The following is a 21,705-nucleotide window of genomic DNA, read 5'->3' as shown; positions in this document are numbered from 1 at the left end:
CATGCCTACCCTGCGAGGTGGGCACTTCGCCAGTTCAGAGCTTGCCGATGTCCAGGTTTGCGATGGCCGTGCGCGCCACCTCACGTCCGCGGTCCGTGAAGTCGCCCCTGCCGGGGTAGCTGACGGTGAGCTTGTACATGTCGCCGGCCGAGGTCTTGTAGTAGAAGATCCTCATCTCGCGCGGGCGCGGGTTCTGGGTGTCGGTGGTGGTGTAGACGACCGTGTTCTCGGCGGACTTGCGGCCCTGGTACGTGGTCTCCTTCGGCGACGTGTTCGGGTTCGCCGGCATGCTCGCGGTGTAGTCGCCGCTCTCCTTGTAGGTGCCGTCGTCGTCGTACATCTCGGCGGCAGCGGAGCCCGCGATGGTGTTGCCGGTGTCCTCGGCCTTCTTGTCCAGTCTCAGCCCGATCCAGATGGCACCGCTCCGGTCGGTGTACGTGACCCAGTGGTCCTCGTCCCCTTTCTCGGGAACGCCCCGCTTGTAGCCGTCGGGCACCGCCAGCGAGGCGGCGAGGGCCTTCTCCTGGCGGATCTTCCAGTGGTCGGGCAGCGGTCCCGCGAACGGGTCGGCGATCACCAGATACGCCGCCACCGCACCCGCGACGACGGCCGCGCCGATGCCCAGCAGCGCCTTGCGCCCCAGCCGGATGCCGCCCTTGACGCCCTCGGACATCCGTACGACCTGTGTGGTCGCCGGCGTCGGCGGGTTGGCCGCCTGTTCCAGCAGCGCACGCGTCTGCGCGGCGTTCGGGCGACGCGCCGGGTCCTTCTGGAGCAGGCCGTTGATGGCCTCGGCGAGCGGGCCCTGCGCGGAGGCGGGCGGTGCGGGCACGGCGTTGAGGACCGACTGGAGGGTCGCGGGGGTGTTGCTGCGGCGGAACGGGGAGACGCCCTCCGTCGCCGCGTACAGCACGACGCCCAGGGACCACAGGTCGCTCGCCGGTCCCGGGCGCTGGCCCAGCACCCGCTCGGGCGCGATGTACTCGGGCGAGCCGACGAAGCCGCCGGTGTCGGTCAGATTGGTCTCGCCCTCGATCTGGGCGATGCCGAAGTCGGTGAGGACGACACGGTCATGGCGGCCGAGGAGGACGTTGTCCGGCTTCACGTCACGGTGCAGGATGCCGGCCGCGTGGGCGGCCTCCAGCGCGCCCAGCACCTCGAGGCCGATTCTCGCCGCGTCACGGGCGCCGAGCGTGCCCTCCTGGAGCGCGTCGCCCAGCGAACGGCCCCGCACCAGCTCCATCACGATCCACGGCCGGCCGTCCACGACTGCGACGTCATGCACGTTCACGACCGCCGGGTGATCGAGTCTGGCCGCGGCGCGCGCCTCGCGGCGCATCCGCTCGTAGGCGTTGGCGCGTTCGCGTTCGGGAAGGTGATCCGGGACGCGGGGCTCCTTGACGGCGACCTCACGGTCCACCGTCTCGTCCTTGGCCCGCCAGACGGTGCCCATACCGCCGTGTCCGAGCTTGGCGAGCAGCCGGTAACGGTCGGCTATCAGACGTCCGGTGCCGGGGTCGGGGGTGGGAGCCGAGGGCTGGACGGACGCGGCAGGCGCGCTGTGTCGCGGTACGGCCTGAGCGGGCACCGCGTACGGATTGTCCGGGTGCGGGACGGGCGCGGACGGGTTCGGCTGCGGCGGTTGCAGTTCGAAACTCGTCGGCTCGTCGGACCGATAAGGGGCTCCCCCGTTGCTGCTCATGGCTCCATCCATATCGCGGCGAGGGCTCCGCATCCAGCGGGAACGCTTTCCGGTCACAGACCCGTGACTCAGGTCGCCGCTTATCTCCCCTTTATTCGGGGTTGGTGGGTTCGGGGGCCGAAGTGCTCGATGAGGGTGAAGGGCTGAGAGAGGAAGACCTGCTGGGGGAGGGAGACTGGCCAGGGGAGGGAGACCTGTCGGGGGAGGGAAACCGGCCGGGGGAGGAAGACCGGCCAGGAGTACCGGAAGAGCTCACCGAACTCTCCGGCGCCGAACTCGTCGGCACCACACCCCCGTCCCCGCCCCCCTTCACCAGCAGCGCCGCCGCCGACACCCCCGCCACCGCCATCGCGGCGACCAGCACGACGGTGGCCAGCACAGTGCGGGGCGAGTATCGGCGCTCCGCTCTGCTGAACCGTTTCGGCACGAGGTCGATCCCCGTCTCCAGGTACTCCCGCAGCATCCGCTCCGCGTCCATCGCATCCAGCCGCAGCCCCGGATCCCGCTCCAGCAGCCCCTGGACGACCGGCAGGATCGGCACCGCCTGCGCGGGCGGACGTATCTCGTCGGACACCACGGCGAGCACGACGCCGCTGAGCGAGTCCCGCCGGAACGGCGACTCACCGCTCAGCGCCGCGCACAGCAGCGCCCCCACCGACCACAGGTCGGAGGCGGGGCCGGTCTCGGATCCGGACATCCGCTCGGGAGCGGTGTACTCGGGTGAGCCGACGAAGGCACCGGACTCGGTGAGCGTGGGCGTGCCGGGCACCTGGGCGATGCCGAAGTCGGTGAGGACGACGCGGTCGGTGCCGTTCTCGATGAGGACGTTGGCCGGTTTGATGTCCCGGTGCAGCACCCCGGCCGCGTGAGCCGTGCGCAACGCGTTCAACAGGTCGGCGCCGATCCGGGCGGCCTCCCGCGCATCCACCGGACCATATGTCGCGATCAGGTCGGCGAGGGAGTCACCGTCGATCAACTCCATGACGATGTACGGGCGTTCGTCGTCCTCGACGATGTCATGGACGACCATGACGTTCGGGTGGCTGAGCTGCGCGACCGCCTGGGCCTCGTGCAGCGTGCGTTCGCGCTGCCGCCGGGCCTCGGCCGCGGAGAGCGTTTCGTCGATGGGGAGCTCCTTGACGGCCACCCCGCGCCCGAGCAACTGGTCGGTCGCCCGCCACACGACGCCCATGCCGCCGCGACCGAGCCTCGCCTCGAGGCGGTAACGCCCCGCGATCACACGCAAGTTGGCGCCCTCGGTCCCCATGCGCCCCATCATGCCGCACCGGACGGACCGACTCCGGGGTGCCGATCAGCCAACTATGCAAAGGAGCAAACGACTCCAAAAGCCGCCTGGCGGTCGGAAACCCCGGGGATTCACCCTCCGACGGGGAACCTCAGGAGCCGCCCGCCTGCCAGCCCTGCAGAACCGCCTTGAACTGCTTGCGCGTCGCTGCCCAGTCCTCTTCCGGCGTGGACATGTAGATCGCGTACTCCGTGCCGTCCCGGTCGATGTACGCCTGGTCGATGGCCCGGCGCGGCCCGGGGAACGGGGTGTCCTTCGCCAGCGCGGTCCACGTGTACTCCCACAGGGAGCCCTCGCGGTCGCGGTAGAGGTTCTCCTTCAGGTACACGGTCCGGTAGTCGACCAGCTTCCGCCCCACCTGGTCCTCCAGGTCGCGCAGGTGGTCGTAGGCCTTCGCGAAGTCGGGCGTGGGGTCGACGGCGATCCGGACGAAGTGCTCGCCGCCGTCGGGACTGTAGTCGACCTGCTGGAGGCCCTCGATCTCCTTGCCGACCACCTCCCGCTGCCAGCCCTCGGGCAGATAGACACTGAAGCCGAACGGGTCCTTGTAGCGGACCCAGGACGCCGGAACTCCGCCCTCGGGGCGCGGCGATTCGTTCTCCGTGGGATCGGGCGAGGACGAGACCGAGGTGCCGCCGTCGTTGTCCTGCGGCCCCCACTTCTGCAGCACCACCGCGGTGCCCCCGCCGACGATCGCGGCGAGCGCGACGACAAGGGCGAGCGTGCGCAACCGGCGGCGCCTGCGGGGCGGTGGGGCGGACATGCCGCCGGTGCCCGTCCCTGCCGTGCCGTACGGTCGGCCGGTCGTCGTCGGCCCGGTCATCGGGGGATACGGCGTGCCGGTAGCCGCCGTCGGAGCCCCGGTGGGCGCGGGAGCCCCGCCGTACGAGGGCCCGGTGTGCGCCTCCGGCTCGTACCGGTTGTGCTGCGTCGGGACGTACACCTGCGCCGCGTTGGAGCGCCGTCCCTCGGCCGCCTCGGCCAGCATCTGCTCGGCCTCCGCCGCGCCGGGCCGGCTCTCCGGATCCTTGCGCAGCAGGGCGGTGATCACGGGCGCGAGCGGGCCGGCGTGCTGCGGCTCGGTGGCCTCTTCCTCGACGACCGCCTGCATCGTGCCCAGTGGCGACGTACGGCGGAACGGCGAGCGGCCCTCCACCGCCGTGTACAGCGTCGCGCCGAGCGCCCACAGGTCGGAGGCGGGGCCCGGGTCGTGGCCGCGGACGCGCTCGGGGGCGAGGTAGTCGACCGAGCCGACGACCTCTCCGGTGCGGGTGATGGTGGTGTCGCCCTCGATCTGGGCGATGCCGAAGTCGGTGAGCAGAACGCGGCCGTCGTCGGCGGAGAGGAGGACGTTTCCGGGCTTCACGTCACGGTGCAGGACGCCGGCGGAGTGCGCGGCGCGCAACGCCCGCAGCACCCACAGACCGATGCGGGCGGCCTCGGTCGGCTCGACGCGTCCACGCTCCTTGACCGCGTCCGCCAGCGAGTACCCCTCGACCAGCTCCATCACGATCCACGGCCGGCCGTCGTGCTCCAGCACGTCGTGCACGGTGACGACGGCGGAGTGGTTGATGCGCGCCGCGGCGCGCGCCTCGGCGCGGGTGCGGATGAGCAGCCGCTCCTGATCGCTCTCGGAGACGTAGAGCGCGGCGGTCAGCTCCTTGATCGCGACGGCGCGATGCAGCACCTCGTCGTGCGCACGCCACACACGGCCCATACCGCCGCTGCCGATCGAGTCGGCGAGCCGGTAGCGCCCCGAAACGAGCTGGCCCTGCATCTGATTCACGTTGCCCCGCAATGCTCTTGACAGGGTCAGGTTAAGGACCGGCCGACCCGACCGGAACCACGGGGGTGCCAAGGAGACCGCACTGTGATGGTTGTCGCTTTCGGCGTCCGGAAGCAACCATCACCCTGTGTCCGCGGACGGAATCATCCGGTGACCTGATACGTCGCCGACGCCTGCTCGAACAGCCGCGTCACTTCGTCACGCTCGGCATCCGGACCGCGCATCTGCACCACGTGGTACCGCCCGTCGACCAGGATCGCGAGATTGCGCACGAACAGGTCGCGGCCCTGGTCGTCGGTCCAGGTGAACTGCCCCTCGGCCATGACCCGCTCGCCGACCTGAATGGTCTTCAGCCCGCCGGAGGAGGCCCAGCTGGAGTCGCGGTACGGCTGCAACTCCCGCTCGTGCTCCCGCTGGTAGACCATCGGGTCGCTGCCGTACTGCTCGGCGGTGTCCCGGCCCGGTACGAGGATGAGGTCGAAGTCGCCGTGCGAGTAGACGACCTGGCCTCGTCCGTTCTCCGCGGTGCGGTTCCATCCGTTGGCCACCGCCACCTGGAAGCCGGCCGTGTCCTTGCGCAGGGTGAAACCGTCGGGCGCCTCGGGGCCGTTGGTCTGCGTCTCGGTGGAACCGGCGGACTCCGTGGGGCCGTCGCCGGACTCCGGGGAGGTCTGGTCGGGCCGCGGTTCACTGCTCGCCTCGGCAGACTGCTCGGGCTCCGTCTGATCAGCCTGGCCGGCGGCGCCGGTGCGATCGGCGTCGGCCGTGGCGCCGTCGCCCTGGTCGGCCTTCGGCATGAACAGCACGGCGTACGCGATCGCCGTGGCCAGGCCGAGCAGCACCAGCAGCAGCAACGTACGGCCGAGTCGTCTCGGCGAACCCACCTCCTGCTTGGCCCGCTTGTGGCGCCCGTGGTGCGCGGGCAGCCCGGCCCGCCGCCGGCGCACCAGCTCGCCCCGGCGCCGGACGATCGGCAGCCGGTTCGGGTCGACGGGCGGGGCGGCGACGACATGCGCACCGGCCTCCGGCTCCGGCGCGGACCGCACGAGCGAGCGCAGCCAACCCCTGAGCTCCTCGAAGTCGAGGCGCTCGGTGGGGTCCTGACGCAGCAACGACTCCACGACCGGCCTGAGCGGCCCGCACTCCTCGGCGTAGGCGGGCGGCTCCGCGCACACCATCTGCACCAGCTCGGCGGTCGACTCCTCGGGATACGGCGCGTGCCCCTGCACGGCCCGGAAGAGCAGCGCCCCCAACGCCCACAGGTCGGTGGCCGGTCCGATGGGCGCGGCCAACTGCCAGTTCTCATGCATGGGCCCGGCCTGCTCCGGCGCCCACCGCTCGGTGACGGGCCCGACGACGGCCATCCGCGCCTGCCGGGCCCGCTCGGCGGCGAGCGCGGTGGTGGGGCCTCGGCGGGCCGGGGCGCTGGTGACGAGGTCGTTCCAACGGGTCGGGTTCGACGAGGTGCCGGTGGCCGGGGAGCCTGTGGCGTCGGACGTGGGGAAGCCCCCGGCGCCGGGAGCAGGGACGCCACGCCCGGAGAAACCGGCGAGGCCTGGAGCGGGGGCACCGGCCGCCGGGGGCGCCCCGCGTCCGAGCGCCGGGATGCCGCCGACAGTGCCGGCAGCGGGCCCGCCCGGGTCAGCGGGGGGCAGAGCCGCGCGATCGCGCCCCTCCTCCACCGGCATGCCACCGACCCCGCTACGAGGCGCGGCGCCGTGCCAGGGCGCGGGCTGCACGCCGTACGGGTCGGCGATCTGCCCGGGGGACGTCATAGGGCCGTCACCGGAGGCGTACGGCTGTTGCGCGGCACCGTTGGCCTGGGGCACGGGGCCGCCTTCGGGCGCCGGACGGGAACCCGGCAGCGCGACGGGTCCGTTCTGCCGGCCCTCCTGCACCCGCGCCGCGGCACGCGCACCTGCCCGGTACGCGGCGATGGCTCCCGCCCGCGCCGCCCTGATGTCCCCGCCGGTCTCCACGGCACCGGGCGATGCCGCCCCCGAGGCCCCCGCGCCGTTGCCCGCGTCTGCTGCCGGCACCGGCAGCCCACCGGCCGCGCGTGCCTCGATCGCCGCACGTCGGGCAGCCTCGGGATCCGGATCACCGACACCGGGCCCACCGACCCCGGGCGCCCCCACGGCCCGGCCGGAAGCCCCAGCCCCGCCCACGCCCCCGAAGCCACCATCCGGAGCCGGACCGCCGCCGAGGCCACCACCCGGAACCGGAGGCCCGGCGCTGAAGGTCGCCGCCGCGTCGCCCCCGTCACCGTCCTCGACCGGCACCGGGTCATACCCGCACAGCGCCTCCTCCGCGGCCCCGACCGCGAGCCCGGTCAGCATGACCCGGCCGTCGTCGCAGACGAGGACCGTGCGGGCGGTGATGTTCCGGTGGACCCAGCCATGCGCGTGCAGCACCCGCAGCGCCATGAGGACGTCGGAGGCGACCTCGGCCGCCCGATACGGCGTCAACGGCTGCTCGGCGAGCAGCGCGGCCAGCGGGCGCGCCGCCACCAACTCGCTCACTATCCACAACGAGCCGCCCTCGGCGAACACGTCGAAGACCTGGTCCAGCCGTGGATGGTCGGGGATCCGAGCAGCGGCCTGCGCCGCCTCGACCGCCCGCCGTACGGCGGGGTCACTGGGCCGGCGCGTACTCGTCCGCACCGAAGGCCCGCGTCCCGGCCCGCGCTCCCTGGCGTCCCGCGCGGTGAAGCCGTCGGGCAGCCCCTCGGCGTCGAGCACCTCCGCCTCGACGACCTCCGGCAACGGCACCTGCCGGACCAGGACTTCCTGGCCGCTGTAGGTGTCGAAGGCGCGGGTCTCGGTGAGTTCGTACTCGTCGGAGGGCGGCAGCGGCAGGCGGTAGCGGTCGGCGAGCACCCGACCCGCATAGTCGTCCACGTTGCCTCCCCCGGCCGCCCGGTTGGTCAATTCCGTTCGCCTTGCGTCGCGTTCCGGACGCACGACTGGATGCGCACGGTCCGCGAGCTTTCACGATACGTGCCGGAGGCAACCCGCAAAGAGGGGTTGCCGTATCTCACGGCTCAAACCCCGCCTTCACGGGCCCAAACCCGCAGCCGCTCAGTTCACGACTTCGGCTTGAACGAACCGGTCAGTGTCTTCCAGGTGTCCTTGCGGAGATCGCTGTCCCAACCGGACGCCTTCGCGGTGTACATCAGCGCGTACCCGCGGCTGTCGTCCACGACGAACCCACGGTCGATCGTCCGGTACTTCGTGCCGCCTTCGACATAGGTGAACTCCCAGTCGGCCGCGTTCCAGTCCCGGTAGTCCACCTGCTCTATGCGGATCCGCTCGTACTGCGAGCGCTGCATGTACTGCTCCTGGTTCTTCCAGTCCGCGACCGGGTCGTCCTGCGGCGTGGACGTCCAGGCGACGAGCAGCTTCTGCCCGTCGGGCCCGGTGAACCGGTCCCCCGCCGACCCCGTGGACTGGAACTTCCACCCGTCGGGCAACCCGATCGAGTACCCCTGGCTGCCCTTGTGGGTCGAGGCGGCCCCGCTGTCGCCGCCGGACCCCACCTCCGCGCCGCTGCCTCCGGTCGCGCTCGCCTCGGCGCTCGGCGTCTTCCCGCCCTCCGCGCCGGAACCGGCCCCCGCCCCGGAGCCGCCCGTCGCGGACGTCTCACCCTCGGTACGGGTACCGCCGCTCCCGCCCTTCTTGGTGTCAGCACTCGCGCTGGCCTTGGCCGAGGCCTTGGCCCCGCCTCCGCCGGCCGCAGCCGTCGAGTCGCCGCCGTCGCGCAGCGCGATGGCCAGCACGACGCCGATCACGGCGAGCGCCACGACCACCGCGATGATCACCAGCGTTCGCTTCGGCACCACATCGGTCAGCGGCGCCCTCGGCACCGGCCGGGGCGGCAGATCCGGCGGCGGCACCACGGGCCAGCCCGAACTCCGCCCCGCGCTCTGCCCGTTCCCACTCGTCGTGTCCCGCTCACCGGCACCGGCCTTGTCGCCGGCACCCGCCGCGGAACCGGTGGTCACAGCGCCGCCTTCGGCACCGGAGCCCTGCCCCGAACTCCCGGACCCCGACGCGGCCCCGGCCCCGCCCACTGCCGTGGACGACTGGGCCGCGGCACCGCCGGACCTGGAATCGTCCTTCTCACTCCCGGACTTGGTACGACCGGCGACCGCCCCGGCCGCCCCCGCGCCGACAGCGGCCTTCCGCACGGAACGCAACGCCCCGCGCAACCGCTCCCCGGCCTCCTCACCCCGCTTGGCCCCGGACCCGGCACCCGAACGTCTCTTCTCCCCGGGCTGCGGCGGCAGCGGCACGACCTTCGTCGCGTCCAACGGCTCCGGCTCGGACCTCGGCTCGGGCGCGTGGATGACGGCGTTGAGCATCGCCCGGGCACCGGCGTCGTCGAGCCGCTTCTCGGGGTCCTTGGTGAGCAGGCCGTAGATGACGTCCTTCAGCGGCCCCGCGTTCTTCGGCTCCTCCAGCGGCTCGGTCATCACCGCCGTGAGCGTGGCGATGGCGGAACCCTTGTCGTACGGCGGCACGCCCTCCACCGACGCGTACAACAGCCCGCCCAGCGACCACAGGTCGGCCGCGGGACCCGGCTTGTGCCCGCGGGCCCGCTCCGGGGAGATGTAGGAGGGCGCGCCGACGAGCATGCCGGTCGAGGTGATGGACGGGTCGCCCTCGACCTGGGCGATGCCGAAGTCGGTGAGCACGACCCGCTCGGTGTCGGACTCCAGCAGGACGTTCGACGGCTTCACATCGCGGTGCAGGATGCCCTCGCGGTGCGCGGACCGCAGCACGTCGAGCACGGCCAGGCCCACCTCGGCCGCCCGCTTGGGCTCGAGCAGGCCGTCCTCCCGGATGACCTCGGCGAGCGACTTGCCCTCGACGAGCTCCATCACGATCCACGGCCGGTCGTCCTCGTCGACCACGTCGAACACCGTCACCGCGCTGTTGTTGCGGATCCGCGCGATCGCCTTGGCCTCACGCAGGGTTCGCGTGATCAGCCGCCGCTTCTCCTCCTCGTCGATGTTCGACGGGAACCTCAGCTCCTTGACGGCGACGGTCCGCCCCAGCGTCTCGTCGACGGCACGCCACACCGTGCCCATTCCGCCTCGGCCGAGGACTCCGCCCAGCCGGTACCGCCCCGCGAGGAGACGCTCACGGTCGTCCTGACGAGTCTCCTGACGAGATGTCCCCGCCCGCTCCGCCTCCGACATGCGTCCCCTCATACAACCCGCCCTGACAGAGCCTCCATTGTCTCTCACCCGACAAGTGCCCAGCGCCCAGGGTGGCCCCTCGCGCCGCCACCCGGCCGCACGGCCCGAACGCCCGGGTCCCGATCCGTCCGGGGGCCGATGAACCGCGTGTGCCGCCGCCCGGCATGATGAGCCCGGACGAGGGGAGGCACCCGCATGGCGCGACCGGCGAAACCAGCACTGCGGACACTGTCGGCCGTCCCTGTGCTCCTGATCCTCCTCACCCTCCTCGGCCTGCTGTCACCGGCGCTCCTCGGCCTGCCCCCGACCGCATCGTCGGTGCTCACGGCCTCGCCGACGTCCGGACCCCCGGCGACGGACGCCCTCCTCGCACGGCTCGTCACCCGGGGCAGGGCCCCCGCCGCGGCCCTGCTCGCCCGCGAGAACAGCGGCCTGCGTTACGTCCGGGCCGGCCAGGGCATCGGCCGCACCGACCACTTCCGCGCCGGCAGCATGACGAAGTCGTTCATCGCGACGGTCGTACTGCAACTGGCCGCCGAGCGACGGCTGTCGCTGTCCGACACGGTGGAGCAGCACCTGCCCGGCCTGGTGCGCGGGGCGGGCAACGACGGGCGCGCGCTGACCCTTCGTTCCCTGCTGACCCACACCAGCGGCCTGTACGACTTCACCGCCGCGACAGAGGGCACCGTCCCTGTCACTCCGCTTCGGGCCGTCCGTATCGCGTTCACCCACCCTTCTGCCGACCCCGGCAACTTCTCCTACTCCAACACCAACTACGTGCTGCTCGGCCTGGTGATCGAGCGGGTCACCGGCCGCTCGTACGCCGCCGAGTCCGAGCGGCGCATCATCGCTCCGCTGCGTCTGACGAACACCTCCTTCCCTGGATCCCGCACCTCTCTTCCCGACCCGCACGGTCGCGCCTACGCCGCCGACGGGAGCGATGTCACCGAACTCGATCCGCGGGTGGCCGGCGCGGCCGGCGAGCTGGTGACCACGCTCGCCGACCTCGACCGCTTCTACGCCGCGCTGCTGGGCGGTCGTCTGCTGCCCCCGCGCGGGCTGCGCGAGATGCTCGACACCCGTGCCGCACATGGCTCGTACGGCATGGGACTCTTCCCCGTGAAACTGCGCTGCGGCACCGTCGTGTGGGGGCACAACGGGCGCATTTCCGGCAGCTACGTGCGCTCCGCGGCCACCGTCGGCGGTCGTCGCGTCCTGACCTTCCGGGTGAACACGACGGCGATCGCAGATCCCGGCCTCGAACCCCGGCTGCTCGCCGCCGAGTTCTGCCCTCGCACCAGGTAGAACGCCCGAGGTTCGAGCAGATATCCCGACTCCGCTCACCCGTTCGGGTGACGTTCTCCCAGGTCGGCGCGATCGGCGACCACCACCCCGGGCCAAGGCGCCACGCAGTCGCCACACAGTCGAGTCGCAGTCAAGTCGCAGTCGAGTCGCGGCGGGACTACAGCGGCACGATGTCCGGCGCCCCCAACCGTGCCGCGTCCGCCGTCAGGTCGTCCGGCTGCCGCTGCGACTCCCGCTCGGCCTCCACCCGCTTCTGGTAGTGCTCGATCTCGCGCTCGATGTGGTCCTTGTCCCAGCCCAGCACCGGCGCCATCAGCTCGGCCGCCTCGCGCGCGCACCGCTGGCCACGGTCGAAGGTCTCGATGGAGATGCGTGTGCGCCGCGTCAGCACGTCGTCCAGATGGCGTGCCCCCTCGTGCGAGGCGGCGTACACGATCTCGGCGCGCAGATAGTCGTCGGCGGACTGCAGGGGCCGGCCCAGCGAGGGGTTCGCGGCGATGAGTTCGAGCAGTTCCTCCGCGAGTGACCCGTACCGGTTCAGCAGGTGTTCCACGCGCACCACATGAATGCCCGTCCGCGCCGCGATCCGCGCCCGCGCGTTCCACAGCGCCCGGTACCCCTCCGCGCCCAGCAGCGGGATGTCCTCCGTCACGCACTCGGCGACCCGCATGTCGAGCCCGTGCACCGCCGCGTCCACGGCGTCCTTGGCCATCACCCGGTACGTCGTGTACTTGCCGCCCGCCACGACGACGAGTCCGGGCACGGGGTGCGCCACGGTGTGCTCGCGGGAGAGCTTGCTGGTGGCGTCCGACTCACCGGCGAGCAGGGGCCGCAGTCCCGCGTACACGCCCTCCACATCGTCCCTGGTGAGCGGCACCGCGAGCACCGAGTTCACATGTTCCAGCAGGTAGTCGATGTCCGCACTGGAGGCGGCCGGGTGGGCCTTGTCGAGGTCCCAGTCGGTGTCGGTGGTGCCGACGATCCAGTGCCGGCCCCAGGGGATGACGAACAGCACCGACTTCTCGGTGCGCAGGATCAGCCCCGTCGTGGAGTGGATGCGGTCCTTGGGTACGACCAGGTGGATGCCCTTGGAGGCGCGCACGTGGAACTGCCCGCGCTCCCCCACCATCGACTGGGTGTCGTCGGTCCACACACCGGTCGCGTTGACGATCTGCTTGGCGCGGACCTCGTACTCCCCGCCCGCCTCGACGTCCTGCACCCGGGCCCCGACGACACGCTCGCCCTCGCGCAGGAACGAGATCACGCGCGCACGGTTGGCGACCTTCGCGCCGTAGGCCGCCGCGGTGCGCACGAGGGTGGCCACATAGCGGGCGTCGTCCATCTGGGCGTCGTAGTACTGGAGCGCGCCGACCAGCGCGTCCTTCCTCAGGGCGGGCGCGACGCGCAGGGCGTGACGGCGGGTCAGATGGCGGTGCAGGGGCAGGCCCCGCCCATGGCCGCGGGCCATCGACATCGCGTCGTAGAGCGCGACGCCCGCACCGGCGTACAGACGCTCCCAGCCCTTGTGCTGAAGCGGGTACAGGAACGGCACCGGCTTCACCAGATGCGGTGCGAGCCGCTCCAGCAGCAGCCCGCGCTCTTTGAGGGCCTCCCTCACCAGCACGAAGTCGAGCATCTCCAGATAGCGCAGACCGCCATGGACCAGCTTGCTGGACCTGCTGGAGGTACCCGACGCCCAGTCGCGGGCCTCGACCAGGCCGGTGGACAGTCCGCGGGTCACCGCGTCGAGTGCGGTGCCCGCACCCACGACGCCACCGCCCACGACCAGTAGGTCCAGCTCGCGCTCGGCCATTGCCGCCAGTGACTCGGCGCGCTCCGCCGGCCCCAGTGTCGCTGTCCTCACCGCTGCCTCCCGCTCATCGGTCGCGTCGGCCGCACCCGTCGGGCGAAGCCCGCTTCGTACCCCCCATGCCCAAGATTCTGACCGGGTTGCCCGACTTCAGCCACCACGCGCCCCCAGCCTGTGGACAACACTCGCGGAAACGCGATCATTCAATGCAGCAAATCGGTCATATTTACTCCTAGTCTGACATTGCGCTCCCTCGTCCTGTCCACAGGGGTTGCGCACCAGCCCCGCTTCGGTTACTGGGAAGGACGGCCCACGCCATGCCCGCAGATCTCGCCGTCATCGGACTAGGCCCGTACGGCCTGCCCCTGGCCAAGGCCGCCGTCGCCGCCGGCATCCCCACGCTCGGCTACCGGACCGGGCCGGAGGCCGGTTCCCTCAGTCCCGCCGAACTGCGCCGGATGCTCTCGGGGGGTTTCCGGCACGCCACCAACCCCGCCGACCTCGGCCGTGTACGCACCGCAGTCATCTGCCCGCCCACGCCGCGCGGCGCGGACGGCGGGCTCGACCTGAGCCAGCTGGAGGCAGCCGCCCGCATCCTGGCCGGACAGCTGCGCCAGCACACCACCGTCATCCTGGAGTCGCCCGTACCCCCGGGCACCACCGAGAACATCCTGCGCCCGCTCCTCGAAGAGGGCTCCGGAATGCGCGCCGGCCGCGACTTCCACCTCGCCTACTCCCCCAGCCGCGCCGACCCCGGCAACCGCCACTTCACGCCCGCCAACACCCCCAAGGTGATCGGCGGCCTCACACCCGCGTGCACCGAGTCGGCGGCCGCCTTCTACAGCCGTCTCACCGACAAGGTGGTACGCGCGCGTGGCCCGCGCGAGGCCGAGACCGTGCAGGTCCTCGAGACCAACTTCCGGCACGTCAACATCGCCCTGGTCAACGAAATGGCCGTCCTCTGCCACGACATGGGTGTCGACCTGTGGGACGTCATCCGCTGCGCGGAGACCAAGCCGTTCGGCTTCCAGGCCTTCCGCCCCGGCCCCGGCGTCGGCGGCCACGCCGTCCCCCAGGACCTCACCGGCCCCGCCGGCCGCACCCTGCGCATGGTCGAACTGGCCCAGCAGGTCAACAGCCAAATGCCCCGCTACGTCGTCCAGCGCGCCGCCACCCTTCTCAACGAGCACGGCAAGTCAGCGCGCGGCGCCCGCATCCTCCTGCTGGGCGTCACCTACAAGCCCGACCTCGCCGACCAGCAGTCCACGCCCGCCCAGGAGGTCGCGATCCGCCTGCTGGAGCTGGGCGGGTCCATCAGCTACCACGACCCCTACGTCGCCTCCTGGAGCGTCCTGGACCGCCCGGTGCCGCGCGCGGACGCCCTGTACGAGGCCGTCGCGGACGCCGACCTGACGATTCTGCTTCAGCAGCATCGGACGTATGACCTTCAGGGGCTGTCGGTGAAGGCGCAGCTGTTGCTGGACACGCGGGGCGCGGCGCCCACGGGGGCGGCGCATCGGTTGTGACGGGGGCACGTGGGAGTGGTTGCGCTTGTGAGGCTGGTGGCGCGCGATAAGCCCACTTGGGCACACAAAAGGGCCGGTCACCCCACCCGGAGTGATCGGCCCTTCCCTGACGTAGACGTAACCGCATACGGCGTTACGGCGTAACCGGCTACCGCTGGTGCTGCGAGTCCGCCACCGCGACCTCGACCCGCTGGAACTCCTTCAGCTCGCTGTACCCGGTCGTGGCCATCGCCCGCCGCAGCGCACCGAAGAAGTTCATCGAGCCGTCGGGAGTGTGCGACGGCCCCGTCAGCACCTCCTCGATCGTGCCGACCGTGCCCAGATCGACCTTCTTGCCGCGGGGCAGTTCCTCGTTCACGGCCTCCATGCCCCAGTGGTGGCCCTTGCCCGGCGCGTCAGACGCGCGCGCGAGCGGCGAACCCATCATCACCGCGTCCGCGCCGCAGGCGATCGCCTTCGGCAGGTCGCCGGACCAGCCCACACCACCGTCCGCGATCACATGCACATACCGGCCGCCGGACTCGTCCATGTAGTCACGGCGGGCCGCCGCCACGTCCGCGACCGCCGTCGCCATCGGCACCCGGATGCCCAGGACGTTGCGCGTGGTGTGCGCCGCGCCGCCGCCGAAGCCGACCAGGACGCCCGCCGCGCCGGTACGCATCAGGTGCAGAGCCGCGGTGTAGGTGGCGCAGCCGCCGACGATCACCGGGACGTCGAGCTCGTAGATGAACTGCTTCAGGTTCAGCGGTTCGTGCGAGGACGAGACGTGCTCCGCCGAGACCGTCGTGCCGCGGATGACGAAGATATCCACGCCCGCGTCGACGACCGCCTTGGAGAACTGGGCCGTGCGCTGCGGGGAGAGCGCGGCGGCCGTGACCACGCCCGAGTCGCGCACCTCCTTGATGCGCTGCCCGATCAGCTCCTCCTTGATCGGGGCGGCGTAGATCTCCTGGAGGCGTCGCGTGGCGGCCTCCGTGGGCAGCTCGGCGATCTCGTCGAGCAGCGGCTGCGGGTCCTCGTACCGCGTCCACAGGCCCTCGAGGTTCAGCACGCCGAGGCCGCCGAGCTCGCCGATGCGGATCGCGGTGGCCGGGGAGACGACCGAGTCCATGGGGGCGGCCAGGAAGGGCAGCTCGAAGCGGTAGGCGTCGATCTGCCAGGCGATCGAGACCTCCTTCGGGTCCCGCGTACGGCGGCTGGGGACGACGGCGATGTCGTCGAAGGCGTACGCCCGGCGGCCGCGCTTGCCGCGCCCGATCTCGATCTCAGTCACGTCTGTGGCCTTTCGTGATGCGTTTCAGCGTCTTCCAGTATCGCCGACGGGTACGACAAGGGCGGCCCCGGTTCGTCCGGGGCCGCCCTCGCTCGAGCCTCACGCGCGCGTGCGCGTCACTTGCGGCTGTAGTTCGGCGCCTCGACCGTCATCTGGATGTCGTGCGGGTGGCTCTCCTTGAGGCCTGCCGAGGTGATCCGCACGAAGCGGCCCTTGGACTCCATCTCGTCGATGGTGGCCGCGCCCACGTAGCCCATGGTCTGGCGCAGCCCGCCGACGAGCTGGTGCAGGACGCTGGACAGCGGGCCGCGGTAGGGCACCTGGCCCTCGATGCCCTCGGGCACGAGCTTGTCGTCGGCGGCGACCTCGGCCTGGAAGTAGCGGTCCTTCGAGTACGACTTGCCCTGGCCCCGGGACTGCATGGCACCGAGCGAGCCCATGCCGCGGTACGACTTGAACTGCTTGCCGTTGATGAACTGCAGCTCGCCGGGCGACTCCTCGCAGCCCGCGAGCAGCGAGCCCAGCATCACGGTGTCGGCGCCGGCGGCGAGCGCCTTGCCGATGTCGCCGGAGTACTGCAGGCCGCCGTCGCCGATCAGCGGGATGCCCGCGGGGCGGGCGGCGAGGGAGGCCTCGTAGATGGCGGTGACCTGCGGGACGCCGATGCCGGCGACCACGCGGGTGGTGCAGATGGAGCCCGGTCCGACACCGACCTTGATGCCGTCGACACCGGCGTCGATCAGCGCCTGGGCGCCGTCGCGGGTGGCGACGTTGCCGCCGATCACGTCGACGCCGACGCTCGACTTGATCTTCGACATCCAGCTGAGGGCGTTGCTGTTGTGGCCGTGCGAGGTGTCGACGACCAGGAAGTCCACGCCGGCCTCGGCGAGCGCCTGGGCGCGCTCCAGGGCCTCGGGGCTGGCGCCGACCGCGGCACCGACGAGAAGACGGCCCTCGGCGTCCTTGGCGGCGTTGGGGTACTTCTCCGCCTTGACGAAGTCCTTGACCGTGATGAGGCCCTTGAGGACGCCCGCCTCGTCGACCAGGGGAAGCTTCTCGATCTTGTGGCGGCGCAGCAGCTCCATCGCATCGCTGCCGGAGATGCCGACCTGGCCGGTGACCAGCGGCATCGGCGTCATGACCTCGCGCACCTGACGGCTGCGGTCCGACTCGAAGGCCATGTCCCGGTTGGTGACGATGCCGAGCAGCTTGCCGGCCGGGTCCGTGACCGGGACGCCGCTGATGCGGAACTTGGCGCACAGGGCGTCGGCCTCGCCGAGGGTCGCCTCGGGGTGCACCGTGATCGGGTCGGTGACCATGCCGGACTCGGACCGCTTCACCAGGTCGACCTGGTTGACCTGGTCCTCGACGGAGAGGTTGCGGTGCAGTACGCCGACGCCGCCCAGACGGGCCATCGCAATCGCCATGCGCGACTCGGTGACCTTGTCCATGGCGGCGGACAGAAGGGGAATGTTGACCCGGACGTTACGGGAGATGCGGGACGAGGTGTCGACCGCGTTGGGGAGCACCTCGGATGCGCCCGGCAGCAGCAGCACGTCGTCGTAGGTCAGCCCGAGTGTCGCGAATTTCTCGGGCACTCCGTCGACGTTGGCAGTCATGACACCTTCCCCAAATGGCCTTGATCGGTGCGGATGTCCATGCTAACGGGAAGCATGGCTCTCGAATTCCACGGTTCCGCGTCACCCCGGGCTTCGTATGTTCGTACGGAATTGTCGAGAGGCCTGTTCAAGGAAGGCGCTTACGCCAAAGGGGTTACTGCTCTGCGAGCGCCCTGAGCCTGCTCAGCGCCCGGTGCTGGGCCACCCGAACCGCACCGGGTGACATTCCCAACATCTGGCCGGTCTCCTCGGCCGTGAGGCCCACCGCGATCCTCAGCAGCAACAGCTCCCGCTGGTTCTCCGGCAGGTTGGCCAGCAGTTTCTTGGCCCATTCGGCGTCGCTGCTGAGCAGCGCCCGCTCCTCCGGGCCGAGCGAGTCATCCGGCCGCTCGGGCATCTCGTCGGACGGGACCGCCGTGGAACCCGGGTGCCGCATCGCCGCCCGCTGCAGGTCGGCGACCTTGTGCGCGGCGATGGCGAAGACGAACGCCTCGAAGGGGCGGCCGGTGTCCTTGTAGCGCGGCAGCGCGAGCAGGACGGCGACGCAGACCTCCTGGGCGAGGTCCTCGACGAAGTGCCGGGCGTCGCCCGGGAGGCGGGACAGCCTGGTGCGGCAGTAGCGCAGGGCCAGGGGGTGGACATGCGCGAGCAGATCGTGCGTGGCCTGCTCGTCCCCGTCCACCGCGCGACGGACGAGCGCACCGATCGCCCCTGCGGCGTTGGCCGCCTCGTCGTCGCGCATCGGTCCATGGTGCCTTGCGGCCGTAGGGTCCGTGGCATCGCGCCCGATGTTGTGCACCGAAGCGTTATGAGCAGGTGCGCCGGAACTCATCCCTTGCGCCCTCCTCTTCCGCTCGACCGACTCGTCCCCGAGAGACTCCACATCTCAAGGATGCGGCATCCGCGGCGAAACGAGCATCGGGCACCGACAGGACCGATCGACCGACCCCGCAGCCGCGCCCCCGAAGGGGCGCGGGGAACTACGCGACCAGCCACGACGAACCCGCGGCCGGCGGACGACACCACGCGGCATCCTCGGTGGGGCGCTTAACGAACCAGGCCCCACCGGAAGCCGAGCGCCACCGCGTGCGCGCGGTCCGAGGCGCCGAGCTTCTTGAACAGCCGCCGGGCGTGCGTCTTGACCGTGTCCTCGGAGAGGAACAGCTCGCGGCCGATCTCGGCGTTCGAGCGGCCGTGGCTCATGCCCTCCAGGACCTGGATCTCACGCGCGGTGAGCGTCGGCGCCGCACCCATCTCGGCGGAGCGCAGCCGCCGCGGGGCGAGCCGCCAGGTGGGGTCGGCGAGGGCCTGGGTGACGGTGGCGCGCAGCTCCGCGCGCGAGGCGTCCTTGTGCAGATAGCCGCGGGCACCGGCGGCGACCGCGAGGGCCACCCCGTCCAGGTCCTCGGCGACGGTGAGCATGATGATGCGCGCACCGGGGTCGGCGGACAGCAGCCGCCGCACGGTCTCGACGCCGCCCAGGCCGGGCATGCGTACGTCCATCAGAATCAGGTCCGAGCGGTCGGCGCCCCAGCGGCGGAGGACTTCCTCGCCGTTGGCCGCCGTCGTCACACGCTCGACGCCGGGCACGGTCGCGACCGCGCGGCGGAGCGCCTCTCGGGCAAGCGGGGAGTCGTCGCAGACGAGGACGGATGTCATGGCCGCCCTCCGCAGCTGATGCACGTCACCTTGAGCCTCCAGGCTGGTACGAAATCGTCACCTGTGCGGTCGACCGTCTCGGACGCCTGCCCGAGCGCTTGTTCCTTCAACCGCCTCCGCCCTCTCAACGACGGTCACTCGAAAGAGTTACGGGGCCATGTGCCGTCTTCGGCACTCTACGTGAGGGGACGGACACGGGGCAGACATGCACGACGGACCCACAATGTTTCATCACAACCCATGCCCCATTCAGCCCTTTTTCTTCCCGTTTCATGGCGTTTGGGGCTAGATTCGCAATGAGTCATATTTTCATCTCCTTAGATCGTAGATGTACGGTCGTAGACACCGTATCCGCCTAGAACGGCTACAAGGGGTCACGCAATGGCAGATTTCTCCCGCCTTCCCGGACCGAACGCGGACCTGTGGGACTGGCAGCTGCTGGCTGCATGCCGCGGGGTGGACAGCTCGCTCTTCTTTCATCCGGAGGGCGAGCGCGGGGCGGCTCGGAGCGCTCGAGAGAACTCGGCCAAGGAGGTCTGCATGAGGTGCCCGGTGCGCGCGCAGTGCGCGGCGCACGCGCTGGCGGTACGCGAACCGTACGGCGTCTGGGGCGGCTTGACCGAGGACGAGCGCGAGGAACTCATGGGGCGGGCGCGCAACCGGCTGGTGTCGGCGTCGACAACCAGCGGCGAGGCTGCCCCAAACTCCTGAAGGAACGTTTCTGCAATCAGGGCACGCACGCGCGTGCCCTTCCTTCTGCGCTGTCGGCTAGCGGGCGGCGGCCCGCGCCAGTTGCTCCAGCGTCGCCGCGACGGCCGGCACCTGCGCCAGGTCGGGCAGGGTGAGCGCGACGATCTCCCGGCGGACGGCCGGTTCCAGCGTCAGCATGCGCGCCCCTCGTGGCCGTACGGACTCGACGGCCAGCTGCGGCAGGACGGCCACGCCGAGGCCGGCGCCCACCAGGCCGACGACCGCCGGGTAGTCGTCGGTGGCGAAGTCGATGCGGGGCGTGAAGCCGGCGCTCTCGCACACCTCGACCAGCTGTCCCCGGCAGCGCGGGCATCCGGCGATCCAGGGCTCGGCCGCGAGTTCCCCGATGGCGACGGAACCGGCGCGGGCGAGCCGGTGCCGTTCCGGTACGAGGCCGACGAGACGGTCCGTCAGCAGGGGGCGTGCGACAAGGTCGTCCCACTCCCCCTCCTGCGCCGCACCCTCGTAACGGAAGGCGAGCGCAACATCGCAGTCGCCCTCGCGCAGCAGCTCGACGGATTTCGGCGGCTCGGCCTCCTCCAGGGAGACACGGGTGCCCGGGTGCGCGGCGCGCAGGGCGGCGAGGGCGGTCGGGACGAGGGTGGAGCTGCCGCTGGGGAAGGAGACGAGCCGTACGCGGCCGGCCCGCAGCCCCGCGATGGCGGCGACCTCCTCCTCGGCGGCGGTGAGCCCGGACAGGATCCCGGCCGCGTGCCGCACCAGCGCCTCACCGGCCTGGGTCAGCCGCATCTCGCGCCCGCTGCGGACCAGCAGGGGGGTGCCGACCGATGCCTCCAGGGCCTTCATCTGCTGGCTGACGGCAGGCTGGGTGCAGCCCAGTTCGCGCCCCGCCGCGGAGAAGGAGCCGCTGGCGGCGACGGCGCGCAGCACACGGAGATGACGAGCCTCGATCACATGTCGAGCATAAGCGAACCTTGGATATGGCGCCGGATAATGCATGGACGCTTTGACTGCTGGTCGCCTACCGTGCCGTCATGAAGCTTCTGTCCGTGAACCTGGGCCGTCGGCAGTCCGTGCCGTACACCGACCATCCCGAAGGCGTGACCGGGATAGACAAGCAGCCGGTCGACGGGCCGGTGCGGGTGGCGGCGCCCGGGCCCAAGGGGACCGCGGGCAGCGGCGTGGCCGGGGACGAGGTGTGCAGCCTGCGCCATCACGGCGGCGACGACCAGGCCGTGTACGCGGTGGCGCGTGAGGACCTCGACGACTGGGAGCGCGAGCTGGGGCGGCCGCTGGCGAACGGCGGCTTCGGCGAGAACCTCACGACTTCCGGCCTCGACGTGTCCGGGGCGCTGATAGGCGAGCGCTGGCGGATCGGGTCCGGGGTGGTGCTGGAGGTGACGTGCGGCCGGATTCCCTGTCGCACCTTCCAGGGCCATGTGGGTGAGAAGCAGTGGGTGAAGCGGTTCACGGCCAAGGCCGCGCCGGGTGCGTATCTGCGGGTGATCGAGCCGGGCGAGATCCGGGCGGGCGACCCGCTGGAGATCATTCACCGGCCGGACCACGACGTGACGGTGGCGCTTCAGTTCCGGGCGGTCACGACGGACCGGGCGCTGCTGCCGCGGCTGTTGGCGGCGGGTGCGGCCCTGCACCCGGAGTCGCTGGAGGCGGCGCACAAGTACGTGGCCCAGCACGGGGCCTGACGAAGCCTCACTTCACGGCGTCCGACGAGCGCTCACCGCCCCGGTCTTCGCCCGAGCTTCACCGATCGGGAGGGGCTGTGCAGTAAACGGATGCACACAGTC

At 71.4% G+C, this 21,705-nt stretch carries 15 protein-coding genes; 4 read left to right on the top strand and 11 right to left on the bottom strand.

What is annotated here, in order from left to right; all coding sequences use genetic code 11:
- Nucleotides 1-34: 34 nt before the first annotated feature.
- From ACZ7NC_RS11965 to ACZ7NC_RS11945, 5 genes are all read right to left on the bottom strand, one after another.
- Nucleotides 35-1,702: a serine/threonine-protein kinase gene (locus tag ACZ7NC_RS11965; RefSeq protein ID WP_471487246.1), complete on the bottom strand. Its 1,668-nt coding sequence runs from the start codon at nucleotides 1,700-1,702 to the stop codon at nucleotides 35-37.
- Nucleotides 1,703-1,793: 91 nt separating this feature from the next.
- Nucleotides 1,794-2,969 (bottom strand): serine/threonine-protein kinase, encoded by a 1,176-nt coding sequence (locus ACZ7NC_RS11960; RefSeq protein ID WP_471487244.1) that lies wholly within the window; start codon nucleotides 2,967-2,969, stop codon nucleotides 1,794-1,796.
- Nucleotides 2,970-3,099: 130 nt separating this feature from the next.
- Entirely contained in the window at nucleotides 3,100-4,785 is a 1,686-nt protein-coding gene (locus ACZ7NC_RS11955) for a serine/threonine-protein kinase (protein WP_471487242.1), read from the bottom strand.
- Nucleotides 4,786-4,937: 152 nt separating this feature from the next.
- On the bottom strand, nucleotides 4,938-7,694 hold the full coding sequence (locus ACZ7NC_RS11950; RefSeq protein ID WP_471487240.1) for a protein kinase: 2,757 nt from the start codon (nucleotides 7,692-7,694) through the stop codon (nucleotides 4,938-4,940).
- A 185-nt stretch (nucleotides 7,695-7,879) separates the two neighbouring features.
- On the bottom strand, nucleotides 7,880-9,997 hold the full coding sequence (locus tag ACZ7NC_RS11945; protein ID WP_471487238.1) for a serine/threonine-protein kinase: 2,118 nt from the start codon (nucleotides 9,995-9,997) through the stop codon (nucleotides 7,880-7,882).
- Nucleotides 9,998-10,192: 195 nt separating this feature from the next.
- Between ACZ7NC_RS11945 and ACZ7NC_RS11940 the strand changes: the two genes are divergently transcribed.
- Nucleotides 10,193-11,302, top strand: a complete 1,110-nt coding sequence (locus ACZ7NC_RS11940; RefSeq protein WP_471487236.1) for a serine hydrolase domain-containing protein — start codon at nucleotides 10,193-10,195, stop codon at nucleotides 11,300-11,302.
- Nucleotides 11,303-11,459: 157 nt separating this feature from the next.
- Here ACZ7NC_RS11940 and ACZ7NC_RS11935 read toward each other — a convergent pair whose 3' ends face one another.
- Nucleotides 11,460-13,166, bottom strand: a complete 1,707-nt coding sequence (locus ACZ7NC_RS11935; RefSeq protein ID WP_471487234.1) for a glycerol-3-phosphate dehydrogenase/oxidase — start codon at nucleotides 13,164-13,166, stop codon at nucleotides 11,460-11,462.
- Nucleotides 13,167-13,429: 263 nt separating this feature from the next.
- Here ACZ7NC_RS11935 and ACZ7NC_RS11930 point away from each other — a divergent pair, with 263 nt between their 5' ends.
- Entirely contained in the window at nucleotides 13,430-14,638 is a 1,209-nt protein-coding gene (locus tag ACZ7NC_RS11930; RefSeq protein WP_471487232.1) for a nucleotide sugar dehydrogenase, read from the top strand.
- A gap of 148 nt (nucleotides 14,639-14,786) precedes the next feature.
- Here the strand turns inward: ACZ7NC_RS11930 and ACZ7NC_RS11925 are convergent, their stop codons facing one another.
- The 4 genes from ACZ7NC_RS11925 to ACZ7NC_RS11910 form a co-directional block, all read right to left on the bottom strand.
- Nucleotides 14,787-15,911 (bottom strand): GuaB3 family IMP dehydrogenase-related protein, encoded by a 1,125-nt coding sequence (locus ACZ7NC_RS11925; protein ID WP_471487230.1) that lies wholly within the window; start codon nucleotides 15,909-15,911, stop codon nucleotides 14,787-14,789.
- 116 nt (nucleotides 15,912-16,027) lie between these two features.
- The gene (gene guaB, locus ACZ7NC_RS11920; RefSeq protein ID WP_471487228.1) at nucleotides 16,028-17,530 is read right to left on the bottom strand and encodes an IMP dehydrogenase; all 1,503 of its coding nucleotides are present in this window, start codon (nucleotides 17,528-17,530) and stop codon (nucleotides 16,028-16,030) included.
- 154 nt (nucleotides 17,531-17,684) lie between these two features.
- On the bottom strand, nucleotides 17,685-18,272 hold the full coding sequence (locus tag ACZ7NC_RS11915) for a sigma-70 family RNA polymerase sigma factor (protein WP_471487226.1): 588 nt from the start codon (nucleotides 18,270-18,272) through the stop codon (nucleotides 17,685-17,687).
- A gap of 305 nt (nucleotides 18,273-18,577) precedes the next feature.
- Entirely contained in the window at nucleotides 18,578-19,189 is a 612-nt protein-coding gene (locus ACZ7NC_RS11910; protein ID WP_003948568.1) for a response regulator transcription factor, read from the bottom strand.
- Nucleotides 19,190-19,570: 381 nt separating this feature from the next.
- Between ACZ7NC_RS11910 and ACZ7NC_RS11905 the strand changes: the two genes are divergently transcribed.
- Nucleotides 19,571-19,900 (top strand): WhiB family transcriptional regulator, encoded by a 330-nt coding sequence (locus ACZ7NC_RS11905; RefSeq protein WP_471487224.1) that lies wholly within the window; start codon nucleotides 19,571-19,573, stop codon nucleotides 19,898-19,900.
- A gap of 57 nt (nucleotides 19,901-19,957) precedes the next feature.
- Here ACZ7NC_RS11905 and ACZ7NC_RS11900 read toward each other — a convergent pair whose 3' ends face one another.
- The gene (locus ACZ7NC_RS11900; protein WP_471487222.1) at nucleotides 19,958-20,854 is read right to left on the bottom strand and encodes a LysR family transcriptional regulator; all 897 of its coding nucleotides are present in this window, start codon (nucleotides 20,852-20,854) and stop codon (nucleotides 19,958-19,960) included.
- 80 nt (nucleotides 20,855-20,934) lie between these two features.
- On the opposite strand from ACZ7NC_RS11900, the gene ACZ7NC_RS11895 reads away from it, so the two are divergent.
- A complete protein-coding gene (locus ACZ7NC_RS11895; RefSeq protein ID WP_471487220.1) occupies nucleotides 20,935-21,603 on the top strand; it encodes an MOSC domain-containing protein in 669 nt (222 codons plus the stop codon).
- Nucleotides 21,604-21,705: the final 102 nt, after the last annotated feature.

The sequence above is a fragment of the Streptomyces sp. NPDC111802 genome, from assembly GCF_055634335.1.
Note: the sequence above shows the minus strand (reverse complement) of the source record. Positions and strands in the feature narration are given on the sequence as shown.

Excerpts from the sequence above, each read along its gene's own strand:
- ACZ7NC_RS11915 (WP_471487226.1), bottom strand. The coding sequence starts at position 18,272 with ATGCGCGACGACGAGGCGGCCAACGCCGCAGGGGCGATCGGTGCGCTC.
- ACZ7NC_RS11930 (WP_471487232.1), top strand. The coding sequence starts at position 13,430 with ATGCCCGCAGATCTCGCCGTCATCGGACTAGGCCCGTACGGCCTGCCC.
- ACZ7NC_RS11905 (WP_471487224.1), top strand. The coding sequence starts at position 19,571 with ATGGCAGATTTCTCCCGCCTTCCCGGACCGAACGCGGACCTGTGGGAC.
- ACZ7NC_RS11945 (WP_471487238.1), bottom strand. The coding sequence starts at position 9,997 with ATGTCGGAGGCGGAGCGGGCGGGGACATCTCGTCAGGAGACTCGTCAG.
- ACZ7NC_RS11940 (WP_471487236.1), top strand. The coding sequence starts at position 10,193 with ATGGCGCGACCGGCGAAACCAGCACTGCGGACACTGTCGGCCGTCCCT.
- ACZ7NC_RS11960 (WP_471487244.1), bottom strand. The coding sequence starts at position 2,969 with ATGGGGACCGAGGGCGCCAACTTGCGTGTGATCGCGGGGCGTTACCGC.
- ACZ7NC_RS11910 (WP_003948568.1), bottom strand. The coding sequence starts at position 19,189 with ATGACATCCGTCCTCGTCTGCGACGACTCCCCGCTTGCCCGAGAGGCG.
- guaB (WP_471487228.1), bottom strand. The coding sequence starts at position 17,530 with ATGACTGCCAACGTCGACGGAGTGCCCGAGAAATTCGCGACACTCGGG.
- ACZ7NC_RS11965 (WP_471487246.1), bottom strand. The coding sequence starts at position 1,702 with ATGAGCAGCAACGGGGGAGCCCCTTATCGGTCCGACGAGCCGACGAGT.
- ACZ7NC_RS11955 (WP_471487242.1), bottom strand. The coding sequence starts at position 4,785 with ATGCAGGGCCAGCTCGTTTCGGGGCGCTACCGGCTCGCCGACTCGATC.
- ACZ7NC_RS11895 (WP_471487220.1), top strand. The coding sequence starts at position 20,935 with ATGAAGCTTCTGTCCGTGAACCTGGGCCGTCGGCAGTCCGTGCCGTAC.